Raw genomic sequence first — 15,419 nt, 5'->3', positions numbered from 1 at the left:
TCTCCCGTTTTTATAAAGTTGACCAAACTTAAGGTAAGGCTATGATTTCAGGCATCCTAGCATCTCCTGGTATTGCAATCGGTAAAGCACTACTACTTCAAGAAGATGAAATTGTCCTAAACAAAAACACTATTTCTGATGATCAAGTAGAAGCTGAAGTTCAGCGTTTCTTTGACGCTCGTGACAAGTCTGCTGCTCAGCTAGAAACTATCAAGCAAAAAGCACTTGAAACGTTCGGTGAAGAAAAAGAAGCGATCTTTGAAGGTCACATCATGCTTCTTGAAGATGAAGAGCTAGAGGAAGAAATCCTAGCACTGATCAAAGACGACAAGTTGACTGCAGATCACGCAATCTACTCAGTTATTGAAGAGCAAGCAACTGCGCTTGAATCACTTGATGACGAATACCTAAAAGAGCGTGCAACAGATATCCGTGATATCGGCTCTCGCTTCGTTAAAAACGCATTAGGTATCAATATCGTTTCACTAAGCGATATTAACGAAGAAGTCATCTTGGTCGCTTACGACCTAACGCCATCAGAAACAGCTCAAATCAACCTAGACTACGTACTGGGTTTTGGCTGTGACATCGGTGGCCGTACATCTCACACTTCTATTATGGCTCGCTCACTTGAGCTTCCAGCTATCGTTGGTACCAACGACATCACTAAGCAAGTGAAGAATGGCGACATGCTGATTCTTGACGCGATGAATAACAAGATTGTTGTGAACCCTTCTGAGGCAGAGCTAGAAGAAGCGAAAGCAGTTAAAGCTGAATTCCTAGCAGAAAAAGAAGAGCTAGCAAAACTTAAAGATTTACACGCAGAAACGACTGACGGTCATCGCGTTGAAGTATGCGGTAACATCGGTACGGTAAAAGACTGTGATGGTATCATCCGTAACGGTGGCGAAGGTGTTGGCCTGTACCGTACTGAATTCTTATTCATGGATCGCTCTGCGCTACCAACTGAAGAAGAACAGTACCAAGCGTACAAAGAAGTTGCAGAAGCAATGAGTGGTCAAGCTGTGATCATCCGTACAATGGATATCGGCGGTGATAAAGATCTTCCTTACATGGATCTTCCACAAGAGATGAACCCGTTCCTAGGCTGGCGTGCGGTACGTATCAGCTTGGATCGTCGTGAAATTCTTCGTGACCAATTACGTGGTATCCTACGTGCGTCAGCACACGGTAAACTGCGCATTATGTTCCCGATGATCATCTCTGTTGAGGAAATCCGTGAACTGAAGAAAGCAATTGAAGAGTACAAAGAAGAGCTACGTGCTGAAGGTCATGCTTTTGACGAAAACATCGAAATCGGTGTTATGGTAGAAACTCCAGCAGCGGCTGCAATTGCGCACCACCTAGCGAAAGAAGTGTCATTCTTCTCTATCGGTACAAACGACTTGACTCAATATACACTTGCTGTGGACCGTGGTAACGAGATGATTTCTCATCTTTACAACCCGCTATCACCAGCGGTACTGACTGTAATTAAGCAAGTGATCGATGCATCTCATGCTGAAGGTAAATGGACAGGTATGTGTGGTGAGCTTGCAGGTGACGAGCGCGCAACACTTCTACTTCTAGGTATGGGTCTGGACGAGTTCTCTATGAGCGGCATTTCAATCCCGAAAGTGAAGAAAGTCGTTCGTAACTCAAACTTCGCAGAAGTAAAAGCAATGGCTGAAGAAGCCCTTTCTCTACCAACAGCAGCAGAAATTGAAGCGGTAGTAGAAAAATTCATTGCTGAGAAATCTAAGTAGTAGTACCAAGAAATTCAATACTTAATCTGCATTAGACGGCGAAAAAAGTCGTCTAATGCGCTATATTGGTATACTATAATTCGACAGAATAAAACCAAAACCTTAGGAGCATGACACAATGGGTCTGTTTGATAAACTTAAGAAGCTTGTATCTGATGACAGTGCTGAAGCTGGTGCTATCGAAATTATCGCACCTCTTTCAGGTGAAATCGTAAACATCGAAGACGTGCCAGACGTTGTTTTCGCTGAGAAAATCGTTGGTGACGGTATTGCTATCAAGCCAGCAGGCAACAAAATGGTAGCTCCTGTAAACGGTACTATCGGTAAGATCTTCGAAACTAACCACGCATTCTCTATCGAGTCTGACGACGGTGTTGAGCTATTCGTTCACTTCGGTATCGATACCGTTGAACTAAAAGGCGAAGGCTTCACTCGCATCGCTGAAGAAGGTCAAACTGTTAAAGCTGGCGACACTATCATTGAATTCGATCTAGCTCTTCTAGAAGAGAAAGCGAAATCAACGCTAACTCCAGTTGTTATCTCTAACATGGATGAAATCAAAGAGTTGAACAAACTTTCTGGTTCTGTAACTGTTGGTGAAACACCAGTTCTACGTGTAACTAAGTAATTTTTACTCAGTACAACGCGAAGAAAACGCTGCCAAAAGGCAGCGTTTTTTATTTCTGATATTGTATGATCTAAAGGATGACGCTTACTTACCTAAGCAATACCAATCAGGATAAGTAACTTATTGTTTATATTAGAAATAACACCCCCTACAATATCAAAAAACCTAGCCTTCTAAGCTAGGTTTTTACTTTCTACTCAAGTAACCTCAGATGCTTGTTACTTAATCGAAATAGTTACTTGCTCGACTTAGTTACTTGCTCGAAATAGGCGTTACTATCCAAGCAGACTTAGCGCTGAGTTTGGCGCTTGTTTCGCTTGCGCCAGGATAGAACTTGACGCTTGCGATAGAATTTGTGACTTGGTCATCGCGGTGGTTTCTTTCGCGAAGTCAGTATCTTTGATACGGCTCTTCGACGCGTTCACGTTTTCGTTGATGTTATCCAAGTTGTTGATGGCATGGTTGAAACGGTTTTGGAACGCACCCAATTCTGCGCGGTGGCTGTCCACGTACTTCAATGCTGCATCGATAATCGCAACTGACTCTTGCGCGCCACCCACGGACGTTACATCAATAGTGTTAACTGTGACTTCTTGTCCATCACCAAAGCCAAGCTCACCCGCCAAACCACCAGATAGTGATACTTCACCATCAACTTTGTTGTTACCGGCAAAAATTTGCAGTTTGCCATCTTGGTCGACCGACGCTTTCACTAGGTCTGTTTGACCATTGATGTAGGTTGCAAGCTCTTCAATATCATCGCCTTGCTTTGCGTTAATGGTGATCTCTTGCTCTTGGCCAAAGCTGTCTGTCAGGCTGATATTTAGATCAGAACTGTCTGCAGACACACTCCAGTTTTTGTCTTTCGCGTTTTCAGCTTGGTAGCTGACACCACCCATCATTTTGTTGTCTGAGCGCATGTCTTTTAGCTCAAGCATCACGGCTTCACCGTTGTCTGCGCCGATTTGGAACGACTTAGCACCATGAGTACCGTTTAGCAGTTTGTTACCACCAAAAGACGTGGTTTCTGCGATACGGTTTAACTCATCATTCAATGCCGTCACTTCTTCTTGAATCGCCACACGCTCTGCTTTTGAGTTCGAGCCGTTTGCTGATTGTAGCGATAAATCACGCATGCGTTGCAGAATGTTGGTCGTTTCGTTCATTGCGCCTTCAGCGGTCTGGGCAATGGAAATACCGTCATTCGCATTACGTACCGCGACATCCAAACCACGACTTTGGACATTCAAGCGATTGGAAATTTGCAGACCCGCTGCATCGTCCTTCGCGCTGTTGATTTTAAAGCCTGAAGATAGACGCTCCATCGACGTTTGTTGAGCGGAGTTTGCGTTGTTTAGGTAACGCTGAGCGGTCATTGCTGATACGTTTGTGTTTACATTCACTGCCATGGTGATTTCTCCAATTGATTTTCCGGTGTAGCGGTTTCCGACGTCTCGGAAAACCAAGTAGTTCTCTCAAAGTTACTTTTATTAACGACACCGAGCTCAGAAGCTTTAGAGAAAATTAGAAAAAAGTAACCTAGCGAGATCTCGCTAATAAAATGGGAGAAAAATAATAAAAAACACTCAAGTTTCGAAAAAACAAGCCGAATGGCTCCAGCAGTAGGCAGGCGTCGTGTGGACGTTAGGTAGAAAAAGATTAAGAGTGATAACGAGGATTAGCAGAAAAGAAAAAGCCCCTTTTCCTTTGAGAGAACTGGGGCTGGGTTGGTCGCCAGAGCCATGTGGAGATCAAGAGAAATGAACACACATCCGGCATACCGAGTGCAACTTTACATTGAAAATGATTGGCAGGTGAGAGATGAGAGAGCCGCTCATAATGTTATAAAGTTGCTTGCCAAAAACCTGTATTCGCATCCACGTCTGGATGAATTGAATACAGGTCAAGTAAACTACTGCAATAGTGACATTGCAGAGTTTGGCAACTGTTTCGCTTGAGCAAGAATCGAGGTCCCTGCTTGCTGCAAAATTTGTGCTTTCGTCATTTGCGTGGTTTCTTTCGCAAAATCGGTGTCTTTAATTCGGCTGTTTGAAGCGTCAACGTTTTCTTGGATATTGGCCAAGTTGTTAATACTGTGGCTCAATCGGTTCTGCTTCGCACCAAGATCAGCACGTTGTGAGTCCACGTACTTTAGGGCGGAGTCCAACACAGATATAGCGTTCTGTGAGCCTTGAACCGTCGTCATATCAATATCTTGTACCGAGGTTCTAATCGCTTCATCAGTCAAGCCAAGCTCCGATGCTAATCCGCCAGAAATTGAAATATCACCTTGAACATTTGGGTGCGCAACAAACACTTGAAGTTTACCATCTTCACTCACCGACGCATTAATCATATCAGATTGACCGTTAATGTAAGTGGCCAGTTCTTCAATATCATCCCCTGCTTTGGCCGTTATATTGATTTCTAAGTCATCAACATTACCATCTTCATCCTGCCCCATGCCTGGTAGCGTAATACTCAGGTCAGATTGCGCAGGATCCACTTGCCAATCTTTCCCTTTGCCGTTTTCGGATAAAAAGGTCACGCCACCCATACGGGTGTCATCAGCACGAATGCTGGTTAACCCCATGATCATGGCTTCACCCGAGCTTGCACCTATCTGGAATGCGGCTTCACCAAACGAACCATTGAGCAATCGACGGCCACCAAACGAGGTTGTTTCAGCAATACGGTTCAGTTCATCAATCAATGCTGACGACTCCTCATTGATCGCTTGACGCTCAGCGGGAGAGTTTGTGCCGTTAGATGACTGGATAGCCAAATCACGCATTCGCTGCATAACAGACGTCGCTTCGTTCATTGCACCTTCGGCCGTTTGCGCAATAGAAATACCATCGTTTGCGTTGCGCATCGCAACATCAAGGCCACGAGACTGTGCCGTCAAACGGTTCGAGATCTGTAAACCTGCAGCGTCATCTTTCGCACTGTTGATTTTATGACCCGATGATAAACGCTCCATCGAAGTATTAAGTTCATCGGTCGCTTTGTTCAGGTAACGCTGCGCGGTCATCGCGGAAACGTTAGTACTTACTGTTACAGCCATTTTGCTCTCCTTTTGAGTTCGCAAGCTTCTGCGAAGCGGCCAGCTTTACTCTCATTTGGATAAGCACTGACCGTAAAAATCACTTGCTAAACCTGCTGCCAGCACGACATAGGATTTAGATTCTAGAAACAGGTTTCGATTTATTTGTTTGCTGTTTAATACAATTCAATTTGTATGCCAACTTAACAACCTCTTCAAATAAAACAATAAAAGCAATATAAAACAATTAGTTAAAATAAATCTTAAGTTAGTAGTTTCAACACTATTTGCTGTTTATCAAGCATGGCATCCGATGATTGCCACTGAGTTTGCCGCTAGATTCATTGCCGCATTCGGTAAAAACCTGCCGCAAAACTCACCAAGTTGAATATAAAAAAACACATCGTACGAAGGAATTTTGTGCACTTAAGGCATGGCTCATAAGGCTTAAAAATTCATCGTCTACTGCTTTTACAACATTCAACCTTTCACGACAGACGCATCAAATGTAATTAAATAATGTCAGATCTTTCGTTTTACCGAAGGCTTGCTGTGACGCCTGTAAAGCTCTTGAGTTTTCACTAAATTCAATCACCGCTTTGGAGTAATCCAGATCTTCAAAATTGCTTTTTGCCTTAGCGAGTGACAAGTTAAAGTCTTCATGATTTTGCTCTTGGATATCCAGCGTGCTCAATCTTGCCCCTACATCGGTTCGTGCTTTGTTTAAATGCACAAACGCTGCTTGAAACTCCTCTGTCATCTGGTGGAGCTCCGCCGTTGCAGAGGCGTCTGATACAGGCTTTTCTGACCATGACATCGCTTGGTTAAACGTATCAAAAATACTAAACGCATCACGCTTTTCAATCTCAATACTGTCACCCGCAGTGATCTGTCCTTTAACGTGTAATTTGAGCCCTTGATACTCAATGCCTTTACCCGGTGAAAATTCATCCGCATCCACAACTTTACCATTGCGTTCAAGCTGATAACCAAACTTGCCGCTACTCATATCGACAAACGTCACTCGATAGGACGCATCATCTGATTCATCAAGATTGGTTGCCTTACGCAACAGCAGCTCTGAGCCTTGTTGTAAGTCATAATTCGGCTGGTAGTCACCAAACGGGTTTGGCACCTCCATAAATAGCTTGCTACCGGGGTCATTCATTGCCATTTCGAGCATGTTAGATACTTTCATCTTGCGCTGGTAATCATCACCTGCGTATTGAACATCGCCATGATGATCGCGATAAAAAGGCTGATTTTTAGGTTTTGTGCCGGAAAATACATAATTACCGGATTCATCTTGCGAGTTAGCTAGGTTAAGAAAGTTATTGGCGATCTCTTCCAACTCACGTTTTTTAGCAGCTCTGTCTTCTGCAGAAAACGAACCATTGATCATTTCCATCGTGAGTCGCTTTGACTCATCAGCAAAATCTTCCGCATTCGAAACCATCACTTCCTGATTTTCTAAGCGATTGCGAACTAGGACGATAGAGTTTAAGTATTGGTTGAGTTGTTCTTGTTGCTGACCTATGTTCTGAATGTAATGCGTCGCCAATGGATCATCACTGGGCTTCAATAATTGCTTACCTGATGCCAATTGTTCTTGATTGTGATGAACTTTGTTTTCTTGGCGGCGTAAGTCATTTTGTACTGACTGATAGTTATGGAAACTAGAAATTCGGGTTAACACTTATCTCTTCTCCTTACCTCAGTTGTAAAATGGTATTGAACGTATCATTCGCGGCCTGCATGATGCGCGAAGATGCCATGTAAGCTTGCTGAAATTTCATCATATTGGCGGCTTCCTCATCGAGGTTGACCCCCGATATAGAGGCAACGCGCTCTTGCGCAGCTTCAAGTTCTAAGCTTGCTACGGATGCCAAGCGATTCGCTGTCGAAGATTTAAGTCCAACTTCGGTATTTAGGTTGTGGTAGACATCAATCAGGGTACTCGACTGGTCATCCATCACTTTGTTCGTTTGCAACTGCTGCATTTTTCTCAGGTTGCCGTTATCACCTTCTGACGGCACCAAGTTCGCGGTAAACTTATCGTTGAGCAACGCACCATCGGTTAATTCGAATACCGTCTTACTGCCATTTTTGTACAGGGGGTGATTCTCAGGCACTGATATTTCGATACGTGGATTTTGTTTATCTAGCGGATACGAATATTGATCCGACAAGACGTTCCCTTTGTTGTCAGTGATTTTGAGCCATGGTGTGTCATGTGTTTGATCCGCTGCTTGTAGTGTGACTTCAAACTCTTTCACATCCCCCGCAGCCAGAATCTTAAACTTTGCATCCCCTTGAGCAAACGTGGTGGACGCCTCATAACTTTGAGCCGCGATGGCTTTGGCGTCGTTGGTTTCCATTTTGATAATGGCAGCACCACTGCGTGTCGGACGAAGCAAGACTCGTTCACCAGGCGCAAGCCCTTCACCAATTTGTACTCGCATGCCGTCTAATACAAAAGACGATTCCGATTGGGCCATATCCAGCTTAATCTGCTCACCTTTTGGCGTTGTCACGCTGTACTGGCTACCGTCAAAACGAAGCGAGTACTCACCGCCTTTAATCGCAGCAATGTCATCAATGTAGACAGCAACATCTGCTTGAGAATTTGGCGCGGCAAAGACGCGAGATTTCGCCACCCGATCCGCATTTACATCGGTAAAAATGTCTTGACCTACTTGACCATTTAAATCCAAACCTTGAGATTGAAGCTGATTGACCTTGTATGAAAAGCCAGTAGCCAAGCGCCCCATCTCATCAAGCAGTTGTGGAATATGTTGGTCTCGCATATCCAGTAATGCGCCAATTTTTCCGTCAATATCGTCCGCTTTGATCGGTTTGATGCCCTCGCCTTCGACCATGGCCAATCGACGCTGGTGAACGTCAGGATCACCATCAATCATTTTTAGCTGACTGGATTCCGTTCCCGAAACTAATGTATGACCATTGCCGATGTGAACATTAAAGCCTTCGGCATTAGCACGTGGCGTCACCGTGACTTTGGTGTACTCTGACAGCTCAGAAATTAACTTTTCATGCTGGTCCATCAAATCATTGTGTGGTCCAGGTGTGCGCATCATAAGACGATGAATATCGCGAATTTCTTGCCCGAGCTGGTTTACCCGCTCAATCCCCATGTCTAGTTTTTTGTTAGTCACATCGGATTGTAGCCGCACGCTTTCATGAAAATCGTTCAATGTATCAGAAAAGATTTTGGCTTTTTCCAACACCACTTTGCGCGCACCTAAATCATTCGGAGTGTCCGCCATGGTTTTCACTGCGTCGAACCATTCGTTTAAGTTTTCTGGGATTTTCTTGGATGATACCGAACTCAGCATGCTAGACAGCATATCGAGATTGTTTTGCGTATCGGTTTTGTTTGCATTGTTGGTTGAGGACATGTTGAGCTCTTTAACGGCAAACTGATCCCAAGAGCGGCGAACATTTTCCACATGTACACCCATCCCGTAGGTTGATCCGCCATATTGACGTGGATCGTTGGTTCCCTGCACCACAGACTGACGACTGTAACCTTCTGTATTAACATTAGAAATGTTATGACCAGTCGTATTTAACTGCCTCTGAGCCGTAAGTACACTTTGCGTACCTACATTCAGAAGATCTGATGCCATACCTGCCCCCAAAAACAAAATAAATCGGTAATTTCCGACCACTAACAGAAACAAAGCAAAAGGTGTGCCAGCTAACAAGCTTCGAGAATATTTGGTAAAAGAAAGGCTTGCACAATGGCAAGCCTGAATCATCAGTAAAAATAGGCGGAGTTAGCTATAGCGATTACATGCTTTCGATTTTTTCCTTCACCTGCAGAACTTTGTCTGCGTAATTAGGATCGGTTGCATAACCCGCTCTGTGTATACCACGAATAAAAGACTCCGAGTCCCCGCGCTGCTGAAGCGCGGTCTCGTAGCGTGGGTTGTCATTGAGGAAACGAACATAATCGTTGAAGCTGTCTTGGTAACTAGAGTAAGAGCGGAATGCGGCGGTCTCTTTCACTGGCGTATTCTGATGAAACTCTAATGTCTGTGTTGTGACTTTATCACCTTGCCAACTTCTATCAGCCTTAATGTTAAACAGGTTGTTGCTGCTGCCATAAGCATTCTTGACCATTTTCTGCCCCCAACCGGTTTCTAATGCCGCTTGAGCAATCAGAAGGGATGGCTCAACGCCGAGCGCTTTCGCTGCGCGATCGGCATATGGCTTCATAGAAGCAACAAACGACTCTGGCGACTCGAAGCGAGCAGGTTCCTGGCGCGGAACCTGAACACTCGCATCAGGGCGAGATAACTGACCTGATTCGATTAAGCGTTGCTCGATTTCTCGCGCTTTTTTCGGGTCTACACGACGGTATTCAACGGCATTATTTGCCGCCTCGCGCATGGCAGTTTCACTGCTATCCTTACCTTGTCCTGCGGTAAGTTGAGCAACGATCATATCCGCCAGCCCCATAGAACCAGACGAGCTCAGCTCACTCGCCATCTGCTCATCCAGCATTTGGCGATAGAATTTTTCATTTTGGCTGTTTAAAAAGTTAGATTCAAAACCTTCATTGGCTTCACGCATTGACTTCAGCATCATTGAAGTAAAAATCGATTCAAACTGGCGAGCCGCTGCATGTAATGCTTGCTTATCACCAGATTCGCCCTCTTTTACCGCTTTTTGACGTAATGTATCTAACGAGCTGATGTCGTGAACAAAACCGATATCATTAGGATTATTGACCATCTTCTTCTCCCAACGATTAAATGATAATTAGCTGGCCTTCAATGGCCCCAGCTTGTTTTAAGGCTTGCAATATCGCCATAAGATCGGAGGGTGCGGCACCCACTTCATTCACCGCACGGACCAGATCGTCCAATGTGAGGCCCGGCTCAAATTTAAACATCTTACCCTGCTCTTCATTCACTTCAATATCTGAGTCAGGCACGACGACGGTTTGCCCACCAGAGAAGCTATTGGGTTGACTGACCCCTAAGTTCTCTTTGATTGCCACCGTCATGCCACCGTGTGTCACAGCAGCCGATTTAAGGCGAACATGCTTACCGACCACAATGGTGCCAGTTCGAGAATTGACAATGATTTTTGCCGCGCCATCCGCGGGCTCAAACTCGAGATTTTCTACCGCAGATAAAAAAGCCACACGTTGGCTAACATCACGTGGGGCACGCACGCGAATGGAGGTAGCATCAACAGCACTCGCCATTTGAGGACCTAGGAAGTTATTCACGGCATCTGCCATGCGCTGCGCTGTGGTAAAATCTGATTCAAGTAAATTAAACGTAATATAATCACCACGACCGAATGGGTTTGGTATTTCTCGCTCTACCGTTGCGCCACTTGAGATAAGCCCGACGGTTGGATTATTGCCGACAATTTTAGAACCGTCAGCACCTTCTGCACTAAAGCCACTCACAACTAGATTACCTTGGGCAACAGCATAGACTTCACCATCCAGACCCTTGAGGAACGTTTGAAGCAAAGTGCCGCCACGCAGGCTCTTAGCGCTACCAACCGAGGAGATAGTCACGTCTACACGCTGACCTGGTTTGGAAAATGGCGGTAACTCTGCAGTCACCATCACAGCGGCAACGTTTTTAATTTTCGGCTTTGTGCCAGGCGGCATTTGTATGCCGAAGTTTTGCAGCATCGCCGCAAAGCTTTGTTCAGTAAACGGATTCGACTCCCCCGTTCCCGGCAAACCTGAAACCAAACCATAACCTACCAGTTGGTTACTTCTTACACCGGCGACCTGGGCCACGTCTTTAATACGTGCCGCCTGGGCTGTTGTTGCAAATACGGCAACGCTCATCAGTAACAAAAGGAGTTTTTTCATGTTTACTTATCTCTTGCAGTCAAATTGCCGTCAATTCGGCATATTACAATGCAACATTAAAGAATCGTGCCAAGAATCCAGGCTCTTGCATATCCTGTTGCACACCCGTTCCTGAATACTGAATTCTTGCGTTAGAGACCCGGTTTGACGCAATTGTGTTGTCATAAGCAATATCATCTGGACGAATGGTGCCACTCAGACGAATGTATTCATCGCCAGTATTCAAGGTCATCCACTTCTCACCTCGGATCACTAAGTTACCATTCGCAAGTACTTCAATGACTTCGACTGTAATATAGCCACTGATACTGTTACTTTGCTTCGCTGACGAATCACCAACAAAGCTATTGCTGCTACTCAAATCATATGAAAAGTTGTAATTATCCCCAACTTGCAGCTCTTTTCCGCCAACAGAAAGCGGGTCCATGGTGGAATCATTGCTTTTCGATAGATCCGCATTAGCACTTTTCGTAGCACTTGTGGTTTCATCTAATGTCACGGTAATAATGTCGCCGATCCCACGCGGCTTTGAATCATCATAAAGATCGGTAATGTGTTCAGGATTGAACAGAGATCCTGTCGCTGCCGCATAGTGTTCTGGTCTCTTTTTCGGATGAATTGGGGCCCATGCAGGATCACCGGCAATGGGGTCGTTTCTGCCGCGTAAAGTATCGACTAAGCCACCACTTTCATCCTTTGATTTGTCACCTTCAACAGCATCTACTACGGTCGTCGCTTGGCTCACTTCATCCGTTTCAATTGGATCCAGCAAAGCACAACCAGACATAGTCGAAATCAGCACTAATAGGCAAAGTCTTTTCATCATAAATTCCTTAATCCTACGTTTAATCGCTACAACTGCTGATTAACAAAACTCATCATCTTGTCGACGGATGAAATGACTTTTGAGTTCATTTCATAAACGCGCTGGGCTTCAATCATATTGACCAACTCTTCTGTCACGTTGACATTTGAGGCTTCAAGCATCGATTGACGGATTTCTCCCAGACCATCTAAGCCCGGAACACCTTCTTGTGGGTCGCCGCTCGCGCCGGTCGGTAAATACAAGTTCTGCCCAATAGGCTCTAGGCCACCGGGGTTGACAAAGTCGGTTATCGTCAACTGCCCTACGACTTGGTTGTCCTGCTGACCACGAACTCGAACCGAGACTTCGCCATCAGTGCCTACTGTAATCGATATCGCATCTTCTGGAATTACAATTTCAGGTTCAACAGGGTAACCGGAACCGGACGTTACCAGCGTCCCTTCGCCATTTAAGGTAAATTGACCATTACGGGTATAGCCTAAGTTGCCATCCGGTAAGGTCACCTGGAAGAAGCCATCTCCTTCTACCATCATGTCCAACGCGTTTGATGTGGTTTGCGCGTTACCATGCGTGTGTACTTTTTGTGTGGCCACCACTTTTGAACCTGCGCCTAACATTAAACCGCTTGGCAACTCGGTGTTTTGTGATGACTGACCGCCAGGTTGGTTAATATTTTGATAAAACAAGTCTTCGAACACTGCGCGGCTTTTCTTGTAGCCAACCGTAGAGGCGTTCGCCAAGTTGTTTGAAATCGTTGCAATGTTGGTTTGCTGGGCGTCTAAACCTGTTTTACTTACCCATAGTGCTGGATGCATAGTGAACCTCTAACTCTGTTAACTCATACGAAGCAGTGAATCTGAAGATTTATCCATATCTTCAGCGGTGCTCATCATCTTGACTTGCATTTCAAATTGACGCTGTAAGTCAATTAGCGCGGTCATTTCGCCTACTGCATTAACGTTACTGCCCTCTATCGCACCGGTTTGGATGCTGACATTGGCGTCCGCTTCATAAGGCTGGTTTGGAGTTGTATAACGGAATAATCCATTGGTATCTTTAAATAAGCTTTGATCGTCAGTACGGACTAACTTGATACGATCAACCACTTGTAATTCTTCGGCCGGAGCACCTTGTGGTAGTACAGAGATTGTGCCATCGCGACCAATTTCGATTTTGGAGAGTGGAATCGGTAAAGTGATGGGCGCATCATTTTCACCCAGAACGACATGACCACTGGCATTCATTAACATGCCATTTTGATCGATCTTGAGATTACCGTTACGGGTCAACCCTTCTTTACCAATCTTATCTAATACAGAAATCCAGCCGCTGCCTTCAACGGTGATGTCCAAATCACGACCAGTGGTGATCACACTACCTTGAGCAAAATTATGGCCAGGACTTTCTGTCATGCTGAATACACGTGAAGGATGACCTTCTCCATACGCTTGCATAGAGCGAGCTTGTGCTAAATCAGCACGAAATCCAGTCGTACTGACGTTTGCCAAGTTGTTAGCGCGTAATTGCAAAGCTTGCATGTTTTGCTTAGCGCCGCTCATTGCGAGAAACAGTGCGCGATCCATAAATTACTCCAAAAATTCTCTGTACATAGGAGTAAAAGCAATAGTTATGCCAACATTAATTTCAATTAACTATCAATGAGTTGCAATAAAAAGGGAAAGTCTAAGCGGCAAGTTCATCGGAAGACGATGATCTAAGTGGCAATATTTTGATCGAAAGGGCGGCAAGATCGGCAATGTGCACGTAATGCATGAGAACGAATCAAGCTGGTGTGGCACAGCAACCAATTAACTAACTGATATATTTGAATATAAAAATCAACTTCCAAAATATGCTTAGCCCAAATTGAGGTTTATTTAGGCTAAGCACCAGATGAATGTCGTTGTACCACCAAGCATCGTGGCCAAAGACCACCATACTTGGCAAAGCAGATTAACGTATCTGTAGGATATTTTGTTGCAGCTGGTTGTGCACTTCGAGCGAACGCGAGTTTGCTTGGAAGTTACGCTGGGCAGAAATCAGATCCACCAGCTCTTGGGTCATATCAATATTCGACTGCTCTAAAGAGCCATTATTGATGGTACCGAAAGAACCTTTGTTTGATTCTCCCCAAATCTTATCGCCAGATGCTTGAGTGGAATTCCATTGCGTACCGCCTTTCTTATCCAAACCTTGTTCATTTGGAACACGAACCAGTGCTACACGACCTAATGTCACGTTTTCACCGTTTGAATAGGTGCCTAACACACTGCCGTTTTCGTCAAAGTCAACTTTGGTTAAGAAGCCAGTGGTTGCCCCATCTTCATCGAATTTAGTCAGCTCGAACGGCGCTGCAAACTGAGTCGAGGAATCTAAACCAAGGTTCAACGTTTGAGCAGGATCCGCGCCGTTTAAATTGACAGGCGATGTGTTTGTTGCTGGGTCACCGAGTGCAACGGATGTAATTGGGTTGCCGCTGTTTAGGCTTGCCAACGTACCATCATTGTTGAACTTCATGGTGTGACCAATATGGCCAGAAGGGGTTTGTGTATCACCAGCGGCGATGTTTAATGGTTTTTCACCCTCTTTATCCGTTACGGTATAGTAACTGTTCCACGTATTCGGCTGAGTCTGGTCTTTCAAGTAATACGTTGTTAGCTTGTAAGACTGACCCATTGAATCATATATGGTCGAGGACGTTGAGCGGTTATATGTATCAGGATCGGAAAAATCAAACTGAGTTGGATCTTTCAGATCACCATTCGCGGGTAAGTTAACGCCTACTTCAATATTTGCTGTCTGCTTCGGCTTACCAAACTCAGCCGGAATATTGATTGGCTGTGGCTCGTAAGACGAAACATCACCAGTGTCTGGGTTTACTTGGTAACCAAGCAAAAACTCATCGTTAGCGGTTACCATGTAATTGTCTTTATTCAAATGAAACGCACCGTTACGCGTCAGTTCATTTTGTTGTGGCACCAAGCGATCCTTTGCAACTGAGAAGAAGCCGGTTCCCGACACTCTCAAATCCATTGGATTATTGGTGTAGATGCTTGAGCCTTCATGGAACTGTTGTGCCACTTGGCTCGCTTGCGCCCCGCCACCCGGAGTGGTTTTCGCATTGGTGAATAAAGAGTTTGAGTAAACATCAGCGAACTCAGCTCGCGACTCTTTAAAGCCGTACGTGTTTGCGTTCGCAATGTTATTACTGGTGGTATTCAAATCCAATTGAGCGGCGGACAAACCGCTTAAAGATACATATGACATTCCAAAATCTCCTAATC

The 15,419-nt window shown here is 44.9% G+C and carries 12 protein-coding genes; 2 read left to right on the top strand and 10 right to left on the bottom strand.

From position 1 onward, the window contains the following. The first annotated feature begins 41 nt into the window (after nt 1-41). The gene (gene ptsI / locus ONE56_RS03675; RefSeq protein WP_041154285.1) at nt 42-1,766 is read left to right on the top strand and encodes a phosphoenolpyruvate-protein phosphotransferase PtsI; all 1,725 of its coding nucleotides are present in this window, start codon (nt 42-44) and stop codon (nt 1,764-1,766) included. A 118-nt stretch (nt 1,767-1,884) separates the two neighbouring features. After that, the gene (crr, locus tag ONE56_RS03670; RefSeq protein WP_041154286.1) at nt 1,885-2,394 is read left to right on the top strand and encodes a PTS glucose transporter subunit IIA; all 510 of its coding nucleotides are present in this window, start codon (nt 1,885-1,887) and stop codon (nt 2,392-2,394) included. A gap of 275 nt (nt 2,395-2,669) precedes the next feature. Here the strand turns inward: crr and ONE56_RS03665 are convergent, their stop codons facing one another. The 10 genes from ONE56_RS03665 to flgE form a co-directional block, all read right to left on the bottom strand. Continuing rightward, a complete protein-coding gene (locus ONE56_RS03665; RefSeq protein ID WP_415679241.1) occupies nt 2,670-3,803 on the bottom strand; it encodes a flagellin in 1,134 nt (377 codons plus the stop codon). Nucleotides 3,804-4,306: 503 nt separating this feature from the next. After that, nucleotides 4,307-5,461 (bottom strand): flagellin, encoded by a 1,155-nt coding sequence (locus ONE56_RS03660; RefSeq protein ID WP_041156826.1) that lies wholly within the window; start codon nt 5,459-5,461, stop codon nt 4,307-4,309. A 481-nt stretch (nt 5,462-5,942) separates the two neighbouring features. Continuing rightward, complete coding sequence (flgL, locus tag ONE56_RS03655; RefSeq protein WP_423840239.1) at nt 5,943-7,136, bottom strand: flagellar hook-associated protein FlgL; 1,194 nt, start codon at nt 7,134-7,136, stop codon at nt 5,943-5,945. A gap of 13 nt (nt 7,137-7,149) precedes the next feature. Continuing rightward, complete coding sequence (gene flgK, locus ONE56_RS03650) at nt 7,150-9,090, bottom strand: flagellar hook-associated protein FlgK (protein WP_423840238.1); 1,941 nt, start codon at nt 9,088-9,090, stop codon at nt 7,150-7,152. Nucleotides 9,091-9,253: 163 nt separating this feature from the next. Further along, nucleotides 9,254-10,201, bottom strand: a complete 948-nt coding sequence (gene flgJ, locus ONE56_RS03645) for a flagellar assembly peptidoglycan hydrolase FlgJ (RefSeq protein ID WP_041156828.1) — start codon at nt 10,199-10,201, stop codon at nt 9,254-9,256. A gap of 16 nt (nt 10,202-10,217) precedes the next feature. Then, a complete protein-coding gene (locus tag ONE56_RS03640; protein WP_041156829.1) occupies nt 10,218-11,309 on the bottom strand; it encodes a flagellar basal body P-ring protein FlgI in 1,092 nt (363 codons plus the stop codon). Between the two features lie 43 nt (nt 11,310-11,352). After that, nucleotides 11,353-12,132 (bottom strand): flagellar basal body L-ring protein FlgH, encoded by a 780-nt coding sequence (flgH, locus tag ONE56_RS03635; protein ID WP_423840237.1) that lies wholly within the window; start codon nt 12,130-12,132, stop codon nt 11,353-11,355. A 29-nt stretch (nt 12,133-12,161) separates the two neighbouring features. Next, a complete protein-coding gene (flgG, locus tag ONE56_RS03630; protein WP_041156831.1) occupies nt 12,162-12,950 on the bottom strand; it encodes a flagellar basal-body rod protein FlgG in 789 nt (262 codons plus the stop codon). 18 nt (nt 12,951-12,968) lie between these two features. Further along, a complete protein-coding gene (locus ONE56_RS03625) occupies nt 12,969-13,718 on the bottom strand; it encodes a flagellar basal body rod protein FlgF (RefSeq protein ID WP_041156832.1) in 750 nt (249 codons plus the stop codon). A gap of 370 nt (nt 13,719-14,088) precedes the next feature. After that, nucleotides 14,089-15,402 carry a flagellar hook protein FlgE gene (flgE, locus tag ONE56_RS03620; protein WP_041156833.1) on the bottom strand — a complete coding sequence of 438 codons (1,314 nt, stop codon included), beginning with the start codon at nt 15,400-15,402 and terminating at the stop codon, nt 14,089-14,091. Nucleotides 15,403-15,419: the final 17 nt, after the last annotated feature.

It is taken from the genome of Vibrio mytili, assembly GCF_049563345.1.
GTDB lineage: Bacteria > Pseudomonadota > Gammaproteobacteria > Enterobacterales > Vibrionaceae > Vibrio > Vibrio mytili.
The sequence above is the reverse complement of the archived record's forward strand: the minus strand, read 5'-3'. Positions and strand labels throughout refer to the sequence as shown.

Excerpts from the sequence above, each read along its gene's own strand:
- ptsI (WP_041154285.1), top strand. The coding sequence starts at position 42 with ATGATTTCAGGCATCCTAGCATCTCCTGGTATTGCAATCGGTAAAGCA.
- crr (WP_041154286.1), top strand. The coding sequence starts at position 1,885 with ATGGGTCTGTTTGATAAACTTAAGAAGCTTGTATCTGATGACAGTGCT.
- ONE56_RS03665 (WP_415679241.1), bottom strand. The coding sequence starts at position 3,803 with ATGGCAGTGAATGTAAACACAAACGTATCAGCAATGACCGCTCAGCGT.
- ONE56_RS03660 (WP_041156826.1), bottom strand. The coding sequence starts at position 5,461 with ATGGCTGTAACAGTAAGTACTAACGTTTCCGCGATGACCGCGCAGCGT.
- flgK (WP_423840238.1), bottom strand. The coding sequence starts at position 9,090 with ATGGCATCAGATCTTCTGAATGTAGGTACGCAAAGTGTACTTACGGCT.
- flgJ (WP_041156828.1), bottom strand. The coding sequence starts at position 10,201 with ATGGTCAATAATCCTAATGATATCGGTTTTGTTCACGACATCAGCTCG.
- ONE56_RS03640 (WP_041156829.1), bottom strand. The coding sequence starts at position 11,309 with ATGAAAAAACTCCTTTTGTTACTGATGAGCGTTGCCGTATTTGCAACA.
- flgH (WP_423840237.1), bottom strand. The coding sequence starts at position 12,132 with ATGAAAAGACTTTGCCTATTAGTGCTGATTTCGACTATGTCTGGTTGT.
- flgG (WP_041156831.1), bottom strand. The coding sequence starts at position 12,950 with ATGCATCCAGCACTATGGGTAAGTAAAACAGGTTTAGACGCCCAGCAA.
- ONE56_RS03625 (WP_041156832.1), bottom strand. The coding sequence starts at position 13,718 with ATGGATCGCGCACTGTTTCTCGCAATGAGCGGCGCTAAGCAAAACATG.
- flgE (WP_041156833.1), bottom strand. The coding sequence starts at position 15,402 with ATGTCATATGTATCTTTAAGCGGTTTGTCCGCCGCTCAATTGGATTTG.